Here is a 17,290-nt window from a genome sequence, read left to right on the forward strand (position 1 = left end):
TTACTTTCATATTTTAACGCATTATCGTCGGAAAGAGTACCGTTTTATTCATGACATCATAGATTCCTTTCGGTGTGACCCGGATATAAGGAAGATGCGTCGACTGGAGGAAGAGCAAGGTATAGATCGGATCGGCAAACGTATAGCCCCTCTCGATCAGCGCCTCTTTCAGTGCCTTTTCTTCCCCGATCAATTCGGGCATCTCCTTGTCGGAAAGGATCCCGCTCAACGGCAGGGGGATTTCCTGGATGACTTCTCCGTTTTCCGTCAGGACGATCCCTCCGCCCAGCTCCTTCATGCGGTTGAATGCCGCAATCATGTCGGGCTTGCTCTTCCCGATCACGATGATATCCCCCGTATTGGAGTAAGACGACGCAAACCCCATTACAGAGTGTGCGAATCCTTTGATCATCGTCGAGATCCTCCACTTCCCTCCGCGGTCGAGCATGAGGAGGAAGGATTCATCGTGCTCCGTAGAGAGAACATCCTGGGATGGGTTGATCGTGATGGAATACGGTTTCGTGATGACGTCATTGACCATTTCAATCCCGAACGGCATGGAGAACTGCATATCATCATAGCCTGCCTCCCAGTGGAGATCGAGGGGCTTGAAACCATTGGCCGACCAAGGGATGACGGTATCCTCTTTCACTGGTTCCCCGTCCTTCAGCACCCACTTCCCTTTCGCCAGCACCGAAACGGGCGTCGCATCGTCCTTCTTCTTCAAGAAGTTGATGTTGGCCACGCGGCCCGTCGCAATCATCCCGTGAAGATGCCCGATCCCGTAATGTCGGGCTGCATTATAGCTCGCCATATTGAACGCTTCTACTTCCGGGATGCCGCTCTCGATGGCCATATTGATCAAGCCGTTCATCACACCTTCTTCATAAAAGGCGGGAGTCGACCCGTCTGTTGTGAACAAGAGGGAATCATACGTGTCGATCCCCTGCTCCTTCAGCCCTTCCAACAAAACCGGCAGATCCGGTCGGATGGAAGAATGCCTCAGGGTGACGGTCAGCCCTTGGAGGAGTCGCTTATACACGTCTTCACCGGTCATGGATTCATGATCCCCGTCAATTCCAAGAAGACGGAGCTTCGCGATCGTCTTATCCGAAGCACCCGGCAAGTGGCCTTCCACGACCTTGCCCATCCGTTTCGCTTCTTGCATCCAGTGGAGGATGAGATCATCCCCCTCCAGAAGACGTGGCCATGCCGTCAGTTCGCCACCCTGGATGACAGCGTCATGCGCCAGCCAGGATTTCACTTCCCGATTCGAGAACGCCGTTTCTTCCTGTATCATCTCCGTCTGTGAATCGAAGCGCGTCCACCAGTACATGGTCACCGGCAGTTTATTGAGCTCCTTCAATAAAGTAAACGCTTTCTTTTTTCCAGATAATAAAAACATCATCAGATTGTCGTTGATAAATGTCGTTGTACCGGTCTGAGATGCATACTTGGTGAAAGTCTGGGGATTATAAAGCTGAAACGGGTGAACATGCGGTTCGATGTAGCCCGGAACAAGATAGTGGGAGCGGCAATCGATGATCTCGCAGTCCGATGTATGTTCCGGCAGGCGGTCCCCGGCATATACGATGCGGTCGCGGTCGATCCAGATATGTCCCTCAACCCATTTCTTTAGAGTCGAATGTAGGTATGTGGCATTCTTCAGGAGCATGCTAGGGGAGCGCTGTCCATCCAGCACCTGTACATGTTCTCTTAGCTCTTTGTTCTTCCATCTGTAGCGTTGTTCCAATGTGAACACTCCTCTAGTGGAATGATAATAGTATAGTTCCCATGCTAACATATTTTACTATTTAACGCAGTAAAGGTTTAAACAATTATGTGAATTTTACACCTAAGGAGATGAAGGAAATGAAGGTATCATCAAACATCGGAATCATCAACGCCCTCGTGAGGATCACCATCGGTTTCACCCTCCTCGCCTGGACCACTGCAAAGCTTGTCAAACGCCCGTGGAGGAAGTCCTATCTGCTCGTCGCAGCCGTCGCAGCCATGAAAATCGGGGAAGGATTCCTGAAATACTGTCCTGTCACAGACCTTATGGGAAGGGACTCTGACAAAGGCATGAACATGAAAGATATGTTCTCTTGGAATAAGAAGGACGAGCATGGGGGTCACGAGCACCACAATCAACATGAACCGGCGAAGCATGCACCTGTGCACCCGGAACCGCATCAAGAAAAGAAAAGCGAGTTCAACCCGGAGCAATTCTCCAATGATGAGGTAGCCAAAGCGTTAAAAGGCGGGATTCCTGATTCCGGCTTCACAAAGAACTGAGACACAAAGAAAAGAGTGCCGGGGATCCCGGCACTCTCATTCGTATGAAAAGGAGTGTTGAAACATGCTTGAATACATCACGGATATGTCTTATGTCCTGCTGTCCATCATCGGAGGGATCGTGGCATTTCTATTCGTCTACGTGAAACGTGTCAGGAAGAAACGCGTCCGATAGCCTTCGCCCCGATATCCGTTCGATAAAAGAGACCCGGCGTTTCCAGCGGTCCCAGCTTTTCATAGACTGCTTCCATGGCCTGTTCAACCGATGGTCCCTTTGCCGCTGTGAGGAGGACCCTTCCCCCATTGGAGACTAGTCCTGCTGCACCCGCCTCCGTCCCTGCATGGTACACAAGTTCAAACGCGCTCAGATCCGGGATCGGCACGCCCTTCCTGTAGGACCCCGGATAACCTTCGGCAGCGAGGACGACACCGACCACCGCTTCCCCGCTCCACTCCAGGGATACGTCCTTCCCTTCGATCAAGTGCTTCACAACAAGGCCGAAGTCGGATCTCAGCCGAGGCAGTACCACCTGGGTTTCAGGATCACCGAAGCGGGCATTGAATTCAATGACTTTCGGGCCATCACTCGTGAGCATCAGACCTGCATAAAGGATCCCCGTGAACGGGCGACCTTCTTCGACCATGGCACGAGCCGTCGGTTCGAGGACGGTCTTCACGGCATCCTGCACCACCGCATCAGGAATGTGGGGAACCGGGGAGTATGCGCCCATCCCGCCTGTATTAGGCCCTTCATCCCCATCATGTGCACGCTTGTGATCCTGTGCAATCACCATGGGGTGGACGGTCGTACCGTCCACAAAGGCCATGAGGGAGAATTCTTCACCGAACAGACACTCTTCCACCACAACCTTCTGGGAAGCATCGCCGAAACGGGCATTCACGAGCATGTCCTCCAGCGCCCCGACCGCTTCCTCCACCGTACCGGCTACAACGACCCCTTTACCGGCTGCAAGACCATCGGCTTTGATGACGATGGGTGCACCTTTCCCCTTTACATACTCAATGGCATCCGCTGCATGGGTGAATACTTCATAGTCCGCTGTCGGGATCCCATAATCCTTCATGAGCTGTTTGGAGAACGATTTGCTCCCTTCAATGATCGCCGCATCCTTGGTCGGACCGAAGATCGGGAGCGACTCCTCCCTGAACACATCGACGATCCCTTCCAGAAGGGGATTTTCCGGACCGACGAATGTGAAATCAAGCTTTTCCGCCCTGGCAAACTCCACAAGGGCCCGGATATTCGTCTCCTGGATCGGCACAAGCTGCGCCACCTCGGAGATGCCCGCATTCCCGGGAGCACAATACACCTTTGACACACTGTCACTTTCGGCAAGCTTTTTGCAGATGGCATGCTCACGGCCGCCACGTCCAATCACTAACACGTTCATCAGTAGAACCTCCTTTTGATAGGGAAGCCCCTCACATTCAGGAGGGGCAGCATGATCTTAATGTTTGAAATGGCGCACGCCCGTGAAGACCATGGCGATTCCATGCTCATCCGCCATCTTGATCGATTCCTCGTCCCGGATCGACCCGCCCGGTTGGATGATGGCCGTGATGCCGGCTGCCGCTGCCGTCTCGACAGTATCTCCCATCGGGAAGAAGGCATCGGAAGCGAGGGACGCACCCTTCGCTCGTTCACCCGCCTGTTCAAGGGCGATCTTGGCGGCGCCGACACGGTTCATCTGACCTGCACCGACTCCGAGGGTCATCTGATCGTCCGTCACGACGATGGCGTTGGATTTCACGTGTTTGACGACCTTCCATCCGAGCTTCAGTGCATCCCATTCTTCTTCTGTCGGTTGACGTTTCGTCACGACGCGGACATCTGCCTGCTCGAGGGTGTGCGTATCGTCTGCCTGTACAAGCAGGCCGCCCTCAACCGATGTCAATCGGCGCTCCGATTTCTTCACGGAATCGAACGGTACGGTCATGAGCCTGATATTCTTCTTGCCTGAAAGGATCTCGAATGCTTCGTCGCTGAATGCAGGAGCGATGACGATCTCAAGGAAAATCTCATGAAGCATTCTGGCTGTCGCTTCATCTACCTGGCGGTTCAAGGCGACGATGCCGCCGAAAATGGACGTGGAGTCCGCTTCATACGCCTTTTCGTACGCTTCGAGAATCGTTTCCCCGACACCGACTCCGCAAGGGTTCATATGCTTGACGGCGACCGCTGCCGGACCGTCGAATTCCTTTACGATCTGAAGGGCTGCATTGGCATCGCTGATGTTGTTATAGGAAAGCTCCTTCCCGTGAAGCTGTCTCGCCATGGCAATGGAGAAATCCGACCCAAGGGCTGAACGATAGAAGGATGCCTCCTGGTGTGGATTTTCACCGTATCGCAGCGCCTGCTTCAGCTCGAACGTGCGGGTCAGGCGCTCAGGGTTTTCTTCGCCTGCAAGTTCGGTCATATATTCTGCGATATAGGCATCATACGCGGCTGTATGGCGGAACACTTTGGCCGCTAGCTTCCTGCGTTTCTCATGAGGAACGACTCCATTGACTTTGAGCTCGGCCAGCACGTCTTCGTAATCAAGGTGATCGACGACGACAGTGACATATTGATGGTTCTTTGCTGCGGCACGAAGCATCGTCGGTCCACCGATATCGATGTTCTCGATGGCCTCATCCGCTTCGACATTCGGTTTGGAGATCGTTTGTTGGAATGGATACAGGTTGACACAGACAAGATCGATTCCTTCGATGCCCTGCTCTTTCATCTGCTCAAGATGGCTTTCCTCGCCGCGCTTAGCCAGAAGACCGCCATGAATGAACGGATGAAGGGTCTTGACGCGCCCTTCAAGGATCTCAGGGAACCCAGTCACGTCTTCTACTCCGATGACTTCTACTCCGCTGTCACGAAGAAGACGCTTCGTACCTCCTGTTGAAATGATCTCAAAACCCAATGCCCGGAGCTCGCTTGCAAATTCGATCACTCCGCTTTTATCCGAAACACTGATCAATGCTCTTTTTTTCAATGTGAATCCTCCTCAGGGTGTTAGTTACTTCCTACGTTACCACTCTACCACATTAAAGCGATCGACCCATCACTTTTTTTCTGAACAGGTCGCGTAATGTTGCCGGGTACAAACGGTGCTCGACTGCCTGGATCTTGCGCTGAAGGGACTCTCTTGTTTCATCTTCCTCCACGGTCACGGCTTCCTGGGCGATGATCTCACCCGTATCCATTCCGGCGTCCACATAATGAATCGTGACCCCGGTCACCTTCACCCCGCCATCGAACGCCTGTCCGATGGCATCCTTGCCCGGAAATGCCGGCAGGATGGAAGGATGGATATTGACGATCCTTCCGCCGAACGCCTCCAGCAGTGTCGGCCCGATCAGCCTCATGTAACCGGCAAGGACGATGAACTCCACCCCTGCCGCTTCCAGTTCGCGGATGATCTCACGTTCGAAGGCTTCCTTGCTTTCATACTCTTTCGCCCGGAAGGAGAAGACTGGGATCCCTGCCGCTTCCGCACGCTCCGTCGCCCTGGCACCGGGGCGATCGCATACGAGCAGGCGGACATCGGCTTCAAGCGTACCGCTGTCGATTTCATCCACGATCGATTGAAAGTTGCTTCCGCTCCCCGATGCAAACACGGCAATCTTCTTCATGATCGTCCGCTTCCTGAGGCAGGAGAAATCGTCACGCCGTTCCCTTCGGCGACATGCCCGATGATGGCCGCTTCCCCGCCGATGCCATTCAAGAAGGCAAGGACCTCTTCAGCCACTCCCTTCTCGACGGCCATAACGAATCCGATCCCCATATTGAAGATGTTGTACATCTCTTCCCTCGGGATGCGGCCGTATTCTTCAAGGGCTCCGAAGATCGGAGGGATGTCCCACGCCCCTTCGGTGATATGGGCTTTCAGTCCATCCGGGAGCATACGCGGGATGTTCTCGATGAATCCACCGCCCGTCACATGGCTCATTCCCTTGATGGAGAATGCCTTCAGCGTCTCCAATACCGGCTTCACGTAAATCTTCGTCGGTGTCAGGAGGACTTCACCAAGAGGGGCGTCCCATCCGGGAAGCGCATCTTCAAGCCTGAAATCATGATCATCGAAGAAGACCTTCCTCACGAGGGAATAGCCGTTACTGTGGATACCGCTGGACGCGAGGCCGATGAGGACGTCACCTTCGCGGATCTCTTCTCCCGTCACAATCGCCTTCTTCTCGCAGGCGCCGACGGAAAATCCGGCAATATCATACTCATCATCTGCATACATCCCCGGCATCTCCGCGGTTTCTCCGCCGATCAAGGCACAGCCTGCCTGCTCGCAGCCGTCGGCAATCCCTTTGACGATCGCTTCGATCTTTTCAGGGACGGCTTTGCCGGTGGCAATATAATCAAGGAAATATAGGGGTTCCGCTCCCTGGACCACGATGTCATTCACACACATGGCGACGCAGTCGATGCCGATGGTGTCATGGCGATCCGCCTGGAAGGCGAGCTTCAGCTTCGTCCCGACTCCGTCCGTCCCGGAGACGAGGACCGGCTCCTTCAAGTTCAATGCCGAGAGGTCGAACATGCCGCCGAAGCTCCCCAACTGACCAAGGACGCCTTCCCGGGCCGTCCGCTTGACGTGCTTCTTGATCCGATCGACGGATTCGTATCCTGCTTCTATGTCAACTCCTGCTTGCCGATATGCATTAGCCATCAATCTTCCTCCTATTTCACTAGCTCTTTTTCGTGTGGATGAAGGGTATCCGGATAGATCTCAGTCGGATACTTCCCTGTGAAGCATGCCAGACACTGCCCGCGATTGTCGGAATTGTCGTTCCGGTCGATCGCCTTCATGACCCCTTCCGTTGACAAAAACGTGAGGGAATCAGCTCCGATGATCTGCCTCATCTCTTCCACGGAGTTGTTCGCTGCGATCAACTCTTCATGTGTGGACGTATCGATGCCGTAGAAGCACGGATTCTTGATCGGCGGCGAGCTGATGCACACGTGAACTTCCTTCGCCCCCGCTTCTTTCAGCATGCTGACGATCCGCCTGCTTGTCGTTCCGCGTACGATGGAGTCATCGACCATCACGACCCGCTTCCCTTCCACGACGCCGCGCACCGGGGAGAGTTTCATCTTCACGCCTTGCTCACGCAGCGATTGGGACGGCTGGATGAACGTCCTGCCGACGTAACGGTTCTTGATGAGCCCGAGCTCATACGGGATGCCCGAAGCCTCTGCATATCCGATGGCACTCGAGATACTGGAGTCCGGCACCCCCGTCACGACGTCCGCTTCGATCGGTGCTTCCTTCGCAAGCTCCATCCCCATCCGCTTCCGTGCGGAGTGGACGTTCACACCTTGGATATTGCTGTCCGGTCTGGAGAAATACACATATTCCATCGTGCACATGGCGTTGCCGCTGGAGAAACTGAATTTCTCGGATGTCACACCTTCATCATTGATGACAAGAAGTTCACCAGGCTCGACGTCCCGGATGAATTCCGCCCCGACGATATCAAACGCACATGTTTCAGATGCCACACAGTACGCATCCCCGATCTTCCCGAGTGAAAGAGGGCGCAGTCCATGGGGATCGAGGGCGACCATGAGCTCATCTTCGGTCATGATGACGAAGGCATACGCTCCCTTGACCATGGAAAGGGCATTGCGGACGCGGTTCTTCAGGCTGGAAAATCCGCTTCGTTTGATCAGATGGGCCAGGACCTCTGTATCCGAGGTCGTCTGGAAGATGCTCCCCTGTCCTTCAAGCTGATGCTTGAGTCCGTTGGCATTCACCAGGTTCCCGTTATGGGCGAGGGCAAGGCCGCCGGTCTGGGAGTTGAAGAGGAGGGGCTGTACGTTTTCATACCCGCCGCCTCCAGCCGTAGCATAGCGGACATGGCCGATGGCTCCCGTTCCTTCCAGCTTCTCGATTGTCCCTTCATGGAAAACCTCTGTGACGAGGCCTTCTCCCTTCAGGCAGCGGAGGCGTTCCCCGTCAGATACGACGATTCCCGTCCCCTCCTGTCCCCTGTGCTGCAGGCTGTGGAGTCCATAATAAGTGATCTGTGCGGCATTGGGATGACCCCAGATGCCGAACACACCGCACTCTTCGTTTAAGCCTTTGATTTCAGTAAGCATGGGATGGCTCCTTTCCAAGCTGCTTCCAGCTCTTGGACCGATGCATTGATGAGGCCGCCTTCACCCTCGGAATTGATGGATATGGCCGCATCATCCGTTACGCGACCGATGAGGGTCGTTTCAGATACTAGCCGTTCAAATGCTTCCTGATGTTCCGGCTTGACGGTGATGAGGAAGCGGGATTGAGTTTCACTGAACAGATCCGCTACAGGGTTTGATCCTGCCAGCGTCACTTCCGCTCCAAGGCCTTCCGTTCCGAAAGCCGATTCAGCAAGGGCGACAGACAGACCGCCTTCTGCAAGATCATGGGCAGAGGCGACAAGGCCTTCCTGGATGGCTTCGAGAAGCTGCATCTGACGACGAAGCTCCACTTTCAGATCGATCGTCGGTGCATGGCCGAAGATCTTCCCTTCCGTCATCTTCTGAAGCTCGCTGCCTCCGAACTCTTCGAGCGTTTCACCCAGCAGATAGATGAGGTCCCCTTCCGCTTTGAAGCTTTGGGTGGTGATGTGGTCGATGTCTTCGATCAAGCCGACCATACCGACAACCGGTGTCGGGTAGATCGCTGTTCCCATTGATTCATTATAAAGGGATACATTCCCTCCGATGACCGGTGTGCTCAGCTCCCGGCAGGCTTCACTCATCCCATCGACCGATTTTTCGATCTGCCAGAAAATCTCCGGCTTCTCGGGATTACCGAAGTTCAGGCAGTCTGTGATGGCAAGGGGGATCGCTCCTGAGCAGACGATGTTACGGGCTGCTTCTGCAACAGCAATCTTCCCGCCTACTTCCGGATCGAGATACAGATAGCGAGAATTACAGTCCGTTGTCATGGCAAGGGCCTTCCTTGTCCCGCGCACGCGGACGACAGCCGCATCGGAGCCCGGGCTGACAACCGTACTCGTCCTCACCTGATGGTCATATTGATCATAGACCCATTCCTTGCTTGAAATCGTCGGCTGCTGAAGGAGGGAGAGAAGGGTTTCTTTATAATCGTCCACAGTCGGCACCGGGGTCTCCATCGCCTGGAATTCCTTGTAGTACGCCGCTTCTTTGGATGGTTTATGGTAGACCGGTGCTTCTTCAGCCAGTGCATCGACCGGCACATCGGCTACGACTTCGCCTTTATGGGTGAGGCGGAGACGCTGGTCATCCGTTACATGCCCGACGGATACCGCTTCAAGATCATATTTGGAGAAGAGATCGACGATTTCCTGCTCGCGTCCTTTCTTGACGACGATGAGCATGCGTTCCTGGGACTCAGACAGCATCATTTCATACGCCGTCATCCCCGTTTCACGCTGCGGGATCAGGTCAAGGTTCATCTCAATACCGGATCCGGCTTTTGAAGCCATTTCAGCCGAGGAGCTTGTCAGTCCTGCAGCCCCCATATCCTGGATCCCGACAAGTGCATCGTTATGGATGAGCTCAAGGCACGCTTCAAGGAGCAATTTCTCCATGAACGGGTCGCCTACCTGAACGGCTGGACGCTTCTCGTCCGATCCTTCGTTGAGCTCCTCCGACGCAAATGTCGCCCCGTGGATCCCGTCGCGTCCTGTCTTCGCGCCGACGTACATGACGGTGTTGCCGACTCCGTGGGCCTGGCCCTTCTTGATGTCTTTATGGTCGATCAATCCGACACACATGGCATTGACGAGGGGATTCCCCTCATAGGAAGCGTCGAATTGCACTTCACCCCCGACCGTCGGGATGCCGATGCAGTTCCCGTAGCCGGCGATCCCTGCCACTACTTCTTTAAATAGATACTGAACACGAGGAGAATCCAACTCTCCAAAGCGAAGAGAGTTGAGGAGTGCGATAGGGCGAGCCCCCATGGAGAATACATCACGGATGATGCCTCCGACACCCGTCGCCGCCCCCTGGTAGGGTTCGATGGCTGATGGGTGGTTATGGCTCTCGATCTTGAAGACCACGGCCTGGTCGTCGCCGATATCGACGATTCCCGCGCCTTCCCCAGGACCCTGCAGGACGCGTTCGCCCGTGACCGGGAACTTGCGGAGGACCGGCTTAGAGTTCTTGTAGCTGCAGTGCTCGGACCACATGACCGAGAAAAGGCCGGTTTCCGTATAGTTCGGTGTCCTTCCGAGGATCTCTTCCACCATCGTGAATTCTTCATCGGTCAACCCCATATCCCGGTAAAGCTTTTCCTCTTTAACTGTCTTTGAAGTCGGTTCAAGCATTAACGACATGTTGTTCCCTCCAGTGCTTCACAATCGATTGAAATAATTTCTTCCCGTCTTCACTACCTAGTAAAGGTTCCATGGCCCTCTCAGGGTGAGGCATCATACCAAGGACGTTGCCTGCGTGATTCGTGATCCCGGCAATATCCGCTACGCTTCCGTTCGGATTATCCCCGCCGTAGGTGAACACGATCTGATTGTTGGCCTTCAGTTCCTTGAGCGTCTCTTCGTCACAGAAATAATTGCCTTCTCCATGGGCAATCGGGATCTGGATCTCGTCACCCTTTTCATAGCTGTTCGTGAACATCGTTTCATTGGTTTCGACCTTCAACGGTACGGTCTTGCAGATGAACTTCAGATGATCGTTCCGTCTCATGGCACCTGGCAGAAGTCCGGATTCAAGCAGTACCTGGAATCCATTGCATACACCAAGTACGGGCTTTCCTTCTCCCGCAGCCTTGATCACTTCCTTCATGACGTTGGAGAAACGGGCGATGGCACCTGAACGGAGATAGTCGCCATACGAGAATCCGCCGGGCAGCAGGATGGCATCGAAGCCTTCAAGGCTCGCTTCCTCATGCCATACATACTCGACTTCCTCGCCGATTTCATCCTTGATCGCATGATACATGTCTACATCACAGTTGGATCCTGGAAATACGATGACCGCGAACTTCATTGAGCGACACTCTCCTCGATTTCATATCGGTAGTCTTCGATGACCGGATTGGCAAGTAGGCGGTGGCACATCTCTTCAACGGCCGCCTCAACGTTTTTTACAGATGACGGGAGGCTCAGCTCCATATATTTCCCGACACGAACCTCTTCCACTTCCGTGAACTCCATGGAATGCAGGGCATTCTTCACGACGCTTCCTTGTGGGTCCAATACGCTTTCTCTCAGGGTGATATATACTTTGACTTTATACATGTGCAGTTCCTCCCAATCGCTCTAGTATGATGGCATATACTTCTGTCAAACTACCGATTCCTCTTCTGAACACATCTTTGTCGAGCTTCTGGCGCGTCTCGGCATCCCATAATCGGCATGTATCCGGCGATACTTCATCCCCGAGGAGGATCTGTCCTTCCCGGTCCTTTCCGAACTCAAGCTTGAAATCGACGAGGATCACACCAGCCTCATTGAAGATCGTTTGCAGGACGCGGTTGACCTGAAGGGCCATATCCCTGATCTCCCGGCGCTCTTCACTGGTCGCAACCCCAAGGTAATCAATGTGGTCATCATTGATGAGTGGATCCCCCAGCGCATCATCCTTGTGGTAAAACTCGATGATCGGTGAAGGCATCTCCTCGCCTTCCTCCCTGCCCAGACGCTTCGACAGGCTGCCTGCGATCACATTGCGGACCACGACTTCGAGTGGAATGATATCCACCTTTTTCACAAGCTGCTCTTCATCCGACAGCTGTTTGATGAAATGACTCTGGATGCCGCGTTCGGCAAGCTTTGAAAATAACAGACTGGAAATCTTGTTATTCAGGACGCCCTTCCCAGCGATATCCGCCTTCTTTTCCCCATTGAAGGCCGTGGCGGAATTTTTATAATGGATCCATACGACATCAGGGTCATCCGTTGCGTAAATCCGTTTGGCTTTTCCTTCGTATAACAGCGAGCCTTTTTCCATGTTGAGTCCCTCCATATTCGAAACATTGCCAATCTTCAGTCTATATTTCCATAAAAAAAGGGAGGGGTCTGAATATAAACCCGTCCCTATGCGATTGTCAGAGCGTCAGTCTACGAGGCCGCAGCGCTCAAAAATCGTATCTACATGCTTCAAATGGTAATTGTAATCAAAACAGTCATCGATCTCAGCAGGCGACAATTTTGATGTGATGGCTTCCTCTTCTTCTACGAGAGTGCGGAAGTGCACCTGTTTCTCCCATGCTTCCATGGCCTTCGGCTGCACGGTATCGTAGGCTTCCTCACGAGCCATCCCCTTATCGATGAGGGCAAGAAGGACGCGCTGTGAATAGATGAGGCCGAGTGTACGGTCCATATTGCGCTTCATGTTCTCCGGGAACACCGTCAAGTTCTTCACGATGTTGGCAAAGCGGTTCAACATGTAGTTGAGGGCGATCGTCGCATCCGGAAGGATCACGCGCTCAGCAGAAGAGTGTGAGATGTCGCGCTCATGCCAGAGAGGTACATTTTCATAGGCCGTGAGCATATAACCCCTGATCACACGAGCCATCCCGGTCATATTCTCGGAACCGATCGGATTGCGTTTATGAGGCATGGCAGAAGAGCCTTTTTGCCCCTTGGCGAAGAACTCTTCGACTTCACGCGTCTCACTTTTTTGGAGTCCGCGCACTTCGACTGCAAACTTCTCGACGGATGTTGCAATCAGTGCAAGTGTCCCCATGTAATGTGCGTGACGGTCACGCTGAAGCGTCTGGGTGGAAACAGGTGCCGGTGTGATTCCGAGCTTTTCGCATACATACGCTTCAACGAATGGATCAATGTTGGCATATGTTCCGACAGCACCGGAAATCTTACCGAATTCAACACCGGCCGCAGCGTCCTTGAAGCGATCGACATTACGCTTCATCTCTTCATACCAGAGGGCAAGCTTCAATCCGAACGTGGTCGGCTCAGCGTGCACCCCGTGCGTACGCCCCATCATGACCGTATGCTTATGTTCGATGGCTTTGTTCTTCAGAATCTCTACAAAACGTTCCAGATCCTTCAGGATGATGGCGTTGGCCTGCTTCAGCTGATACGAAAGGGCCGTATCCACTACGTCCGTCGACGTCAGTCCGTAATGGACCCATTTCCGTTCTTCTCCGAGCGTCTCGGATACCGCACGTGTGAAGGCTACCACATCATGGCGCGTCTCTTCTTCGATCTCTTTGATGCGGTCTACATTGAATCCTGCATTTTCACGGATCTTGGCTACGTCTTCCTTCGGGATATCCCCGATCTCAGCCCAGGCTTCGCATGCCAGGATTTCTACTTCCAACCAAGATTGGAAGCGATTTTCTTCCGTCCAAATGGCTCCCATCTCCGGGCGCGTATAACGTTCTATCATCCTTGTCGTCCTCCGATCTTTTCTTGAACCTTCCAGATCCCTGCACTGTTCACAGAATCCAACGTGCTGGCCATATCATCGGTCAGGATCGTCACATGTCCCATCTTCCGCTTTTCCTTCGGGACGTCCTTTCCGTACAGATGAATGAACCAATCGGGCTTTTCTGGAATGGCCTTCATGATAGGCTCTATATGTTCTCCTAATAGGTTGACCATCACAGCATCTTTTAATAAAACGGGTTGGCGCAGCGGCCAATTGCAGACAGCCTTGATATGCTGTGCAAACTGAGACACATCACATGCTTCGATAGAGAAGTGACCAGAGTTGTGAGGGCGTGGTGCCAGCTCATTGATGAAGATCCTGCCATCTTCCGTCAGGAACATCTCGATGGCGAGCGTCCCGACGAGATCAAGGGTCTCACTGATCCTCGTCGCCATTTCCACCGCCAAATCCGCCACCTCTTCCGTCACCCTTGCAGGAGCAATGGTTTCGTGGAGGATATTGTCCACGTGGATGTTTTCAACGACTGGAAAATGCGTCTGCTGTCCATCGGGATTGCGAGAAACAATCACCGAGATCTCCTTTTCGAATGAGAGCCATTTTTCAAGGACACACGCACCGTTCTTCAACAGTTCGGCCGCTTCTGGAATGGCTTCCCGTTCCCGGATCACAAACTGCCCTTTCCCGTCGTATCCGCCTCTTGCCGTTTTCAATACTGAAGGATAGCCAAGCTTTTCTATAGTATCATAGATATCCTGTTCTTGGTGAATGACCGCGTAAGGAGCGACCTCGACACCGGCATGGACAAGGGCTTCCTTCTCCATGATCCGGTCCTGGGTGATGCGGATCAGCTCCGCGCCCTGGGGAACATATGCCCTTTCATTCAGCCACTTCAACGCTTCATAATCGATGTTCTCGAATTCATAGGTGATGACATCACACTCTTCCGCCAACCGGTAGAGGGCATCATATTGATCATATGGAGCCGCGATGACCAGATCGGCCACCTGGGCGCAAGGAGCATTCCTCGCAGGATCAAGAACCGCCACCCTGAAGCCATTGTGTTTGGCTGCAAGGGCCATCATCCTGCCAAGCTGGCCCCCTCCGATGATCCCAATCGTCTGTCCTGGTAAGATCGTTTTCTTAGTCAAGGTCATCACTGCTTTCCATTACGTTTTGTCTCAAGTTGTCCCTTCTCGCCTCGAGAGCTTCTTCGATCCGGCTGTCTTCAACCGAGAGGATCTGAGCCGCCAGAAGTCCGGCATTCGTCGCCCCTGCCTTTCCAATCGCCACAGTCGCCACAGGCACCCCGCTAGGCATCTGGACGATGGAGAGGAGGGAATCAAGTCCGTTCAATGCCTTCGACTGCACCGGCACCCCGATTACCGGAATCGTGGTCTTTGCCGCCACCATGCCCGGCAGGTGGGCTGCTCCCCCTGCACCTGCAATGATGACCTTGACCCCGCGTCCTCGCGCTTCCTCTGCATATGTGAACATATAGTCAGGCGTCCTGTGTGCTGATACAACGCGTTTTTCATAAGGAACATCCAATTCATCCAATACGTCGCATGCATGCTTCATTGTTTCCCAATCCGATGTACTTCCCATAATCACACCTATCATGAACAAGGCACCTCCAGTGGTTAAAAAACAAAAATACCCGGATCGATTGTTCTCCATTATGAGAGAAAGCAATCGATCCGGGTATCATTCACGGACACCAAAATGGGTCCACAAATCAAGCTTCGATCCAGACAGCTACTTTCCTCATAGTCCGACCATTTACGGTAGTCAGGTAGAGACTCATGGGCCATATTCCCATTATTATATGAGGGTATTCGGTTTATTTGTCTTCATCATAACGTGATAACAGGGGGATGTCAACGAATAATCGAACGATAATAAAAGTCTGAAAATTAATGTTCGTATTTAGGAGTCCTTACTCCTCTATCTTCTTTCCTTCAAATACAATTGTCTGTTTTACAGGGACATATGTTTCTTTCCCCTGTTCTTCAAAGACCGGCTTCTCCATGCGCCTGACCGGCATATACCCTTGATCCTTCATGCGATCCAGGCAGTCACCGATCGACTCACCGTCTTTCACTTCAAACAACAACTTCTTACTCATTTCTTGATTTTCCCCTTTCGGATGCTCCGAACCTGCTTCACCCAGAATCCACCGTGGATGGTCTTCGGCTCATAAGCAATGATGAACGCCTTCGGGTCGAGCTCCTTAATGGTATCATAAAGCCTCATTTCATACTTCCGCGGCGTCAGGATCTGAAGCGCCATGCGATTCCCCTCAAGTCCGTTCGCCTCCCAGTTCGTCACACCGTATCCCCGTTCACGAAGCTGACCGGGAAGGGCCTTATCGTACTCCTTCGTGATGACATTCACCGTAATATATCCAAGAGCCAGCTTCTCCTCGATCTTCATCCCCACGATGACTCCGATCCCGTACCCCACTGCATAGGCAATGACATTCTGGATCTGATTGAGGTTATCCAAGACGAGTCCAAGCCCGACAACATATATAACAATCTCAAACATGCTCACAAACGCGGCAATGTACCGATACCCCTTCAACGTCAGGATCATCCTCGTTGTGAAAAACGATACATACACAATATTGATGACAAGGATGATGGCGACCATGATATAACTATTCTGCAACAAAACCTAATCCTCCTATCCCCTTTATGAAGGGGCCAAATTGAAATCTATTTTACTAGAAAAAGTCTGCGGAAGAAAGCACAGAAATCAAATCGTTCCGTACAATTTTTGGCAACGTTCGACTATGGTGTTTATGTTCCCTTTTTTGGGGTTGGTAAACGGGGGAGGAGTGCGGGTTTGAAGGGAATTGTATGGAGTGGATGGTGTTTTATGAAGGGATGGATGGGGTGGTGGTGAAGCATCGGGTTTCATTGCTGTTTTGTTTTTGTTTCTGTTTCTGTTCCTGTTCCTGTTCGCAAATATTGTCATGCAAGTGCTAGATGACTGAGGTTGTTTGCAAGTAAGACATCCGAACTGATACGAACGAGCGAAGTTCACAAATAGAATGAATGTCGATCTGGAGTTTCGCAAATGAAAACTTGATTATCGCAAATAAATTTGAAAATCTCGCAAGTAAATCGGTGAATTCCGCTGGTATTCCTGCTCCAAGAGGGAAGTAATAAGTAAAAAATTGCTCAAAATGGGCAAAAGAAGTTACGAGGAATGTTGAATGGTGTCAGGTACATAAGTGAATACTTTATTTGGAAAAATATCACTGATAAAAGCATCCTATCCGCAGGTATCACGCCCCCTTCGCAAGAAATGAAAAAAAGTCGCAAATAAGCGCGACTCCCCCCATAGCCTCATCTCCAGATAACGCCTCTGTCCATCCCACTTGGCTGATCCCATACTCCCACAGGTCATTAAAGCTCTAAAAGTCTGTCTCTTCGCCCTTGCTCACCGATATCATCCCATACTCTAACCGTAATTTCGCCCTCCTAACCAAAAAAAAAATCTTTCTACCCACCTTATTTCAAACGGCCAACATCACGACCAACACCACTCCCCGCCAACGAAAAAAACCAACAAAAAAAGCAACCCATCAAATGAGCTGCTTTTCTCTACATT

General features: G+C 52.5%; 17 protein-coding genes and 1 riboswitch. Of the genes, 2 read left to right on the forward strand and 15 right to left on the reverse strand.

The window, feature by feature from the left end; genetic code table 11:
- Positions 1-13: 13 nt before the first annotated feature.
- Positions 14-1,753 (reverse strand): adenine deaminase C-terminal domain-containing protein, encoded by a 1,740-nt coding sequence (locus ACNA6I_RS16415; protein WP_231888680.1) that lies wholly within the window; start codon positions 1,751-1,753, stop codon positions 14-16.
- Between the two features lie 119 nt (positions 1,754-1,872).
- On the opposite strand from ACNA6I_RS16415, the gene ACNA6I_RS16420 reads away from it, so the two are divergent.
- On the forward strand, positions 1,873-2,298 hold the full coding sequence (locus tag ACNA6I_RS16420; RefSeq protein WP_082139425.1) for a DUF2892 domain-containing protein: 426 nt from the start codon (positions 1,873-1,875) through the stop codon (positions 2,296-2,298).
- 64 nt (positions 2,299-2,362) lie between these two features.
- A complete protein-coding gene (locus ACNA6I_RS16425; protein WP_323856363.1) occupies positions 2,363-2,473 on the forward strand; it encodes an EYxxD motif small membrane protein in 111 nt (36 codons plus the stop codon).
- Here the strand turns inward: ACNA6I_RS16425 and purD are convergent.
- The 14 genes from purD to ACNA6I_RS16495 all read right to left on the reverse strand — a co-directional run bounded on the left by purD (position 2,451) and on the right by ACNA6I_RS16495 (position 16,345).
- Complete coding sequence (gene purD / locus ACNA6I_RS16430; RefSeq protein WP_148797230.1) at positions 2,451-3,710, reverse strand: phosphoribosylamine--glycine ligase; 1,260 nt, start codon at positions 3,708-3,710, stop codon at positions 2,451-2,453. The genes ACNA6I_RS16425 and purD overlap by 23 nt on opposite strands.
- A gap of 57 nt (positions 3,711-3,767) precedes the next feature.
- A complete protein-coding gene (gene purH, locus ACNA6I_RS16435) occupies positions 3,768-5,303 on the reverse strand; it encodes a bifunctional phosphoribosylaminoimidazolecarboxamide formyltransferase/IMP cyclohydrolase (RefSeq protein WP_048007512.1) in 1,536 nt (511 codons plus the stop codon).
- A 52-nt stretch (positions 5,304-5,355) separates the two neighbouring features.
- Positions 5,356-5,943: a phosphoribosylglycinamide formyltransferase gene (purN, locus tag ACNA6I_RS16440; protein ID WP_063190568.1), complete on the reverse strand. Its 588-nt coding sequence runs from the start codon at positions 5,941-5,943 to the stop codon at positions 5,356-5,358.
- Complete coding sequence (purM, locus tag ACNA6I_RS16445; RefSeq protein WP_063190569.1) at positions 5,940-6,989, reverse strand: phosphoribosylformylglycinamidine cyclo-ligase; 1,050 nt, start codon at positions 6,987-6,989, stop codon at positions 5,940-5,942. Before purM ends, purN begins: the two co-directional genes overlap by 4 nt.
- 11 nt (positions 6,990-7,000) lie before the next feature.
- The gene (gene purF, locus ACNA6I_RS16450; protein WP_048007551.1) at positions 7,001-8,422 is read right to left on the reverse strand and encodes an amidophosphoribosyltransferase; all 1,422 of its coding nucleotides are present in this window, start codon (positions 8,420-8,422) and stop codon (positions 7,001-7,003) included.
- The gene (gene purL, locus ACNA6I_RS16455; RefSeq protein ID WP_416313755.1) at positions 8,398-10,632 is read right to left on the reverse strand and encodes a phosphoribosylformylglycinamidine synthase subunit PurL; all 2,235 of its coding nucleotides are present in this window, start codon (positions 10,630-10,632) and stop codon (positions 8,398-8,400) included. Before purL ends, purF begins: the two co-directional genes overlap by 25 nt.
- On the reverse strand, positions 10,616-11,302 hold the full coding sequence (purQ, locus tag ACNA6I_RS16460; RefSeq protein ID WP_048007508.1) for a phosphoribosylformylglycinamidine synthase subunit PurQ: 687 nt from the start codon (positions 11,300-11,302) through the stop codon (positions 10,616-10,618). Before purQ ends, purL begins: the two co-directional genes overlap by 17 nt.
- Positions 11,299-11,553 carry a phosphoribosylformylglycinamidine synthase subunit PurS gene (gene purS / locus ACNA6I_RS16465; protein WP_048007507.1) on the reverse strand — a complete coding sequence of 85 codons (255 nt, stop codon included), beginning with the start codon at positions 11,551-11,553 and terminating at the stop codon, positions 11,299-11,301. Before purS ends, purQ begins: the two co-directional genes overlap by 4 nt.
- A complete protein-coding gene (purC, locus tag ACNA6I_RS16470) occupies positions 11,546-12,265 on the reverse strand; it encodes a phosphoribosylaminoimidazolesuccinocarboxamide synthase (protein ID WP_416313756.1) in 720 nt (239 codons plus the stop codon). The genes purS and purC overlap by 8 nt, the downstream gene beginning before the upstream one ends.
- 105 nt (positions 12,266-12,370) lie before the next feature.
- Positions 12,371-13,669, reverse strand: coding sequence for an adenylosuccinate lyase (purB, locus tag ACNA6I_RS16475; protein ID WP_048007505.1), 1,299 nt, complete (start codon positions 13,667-13,669; stop codon positions 12,371-12,373).
- A complete protein-coding gene (gene purK / locus ACNA6I_RS16480; protein WP_197089432.1) occupies positions 13,666-14,826 on the reverse strand; it encodes a 5-(carboxyamino)imidazole ribonucleotide synthase in 1,161 nt (386 codons plus the stop codon). Before purK ends, purB begins: the two co-directional genes overlap by 4 nt.
- Positions 14,813-15,292 carry a 5-(carboxyamino)imidazole ribonucleotide mutase gene (purE, locus tag ACNA6I_RS16485; RefSeq protein WP_416313757.1) on the reverse strand — a complete coding sequence of 160 codons (480 nt, stop codon included), beginning with the start codon at positions 15,290-15,292 and terminating at the stop codon, positions 14,813-14,815. Before purE ends, purK begins: the two co-directional genes overlap by 14 nt.
- A gap of 127 nt (positions 15,293-15,419) precedes the next feature.
- Positions 15,420-15,521: riboswitch (purine riboswitch) on the reverse strand.
- Positions 15,522-15,608: 87 nt separating this feature from the next.
- Complete coding sequence (locus ACNA6I_RS16490; protein ID WP_048014864.1) at positions 15,609-15,797, reverse strand: NETI motif-containing protein; 189 nt, start codon at positions 15,795-15,797, stop codon at positions 15,609-15,611.
- Positions 15,794-16,345 carry a DUF2179 domain-containing protein gene (locus ACNA6I_RS16495; protein ID WP_048007502.1) on the reverse strand — a complete coding sequence of 184 codons (552 nt, stop codon included), beginning with the start codon at positions 16,343-16,345 and terminating at the stop codon, positions 15,794-15,796. Before ACNA6I_RS16495 ends, ACNA6I_RS16490 begins: the two co-directional genes overlap by 4 nt.
- Between the last annotated feature and the right edge of the window lie 945 nt (positions 16,346-17,290).

The sequence above is a fragment of the Rossellomorea sp. FS2 genome, assembly GCF_047915635.1.
Classification (GTDB): Bacteria; Bacillota; Bacilli; order Bacillales; family Bacillaceae_B; genus Rossellomorea; species Rossellomorea marisflavi_A.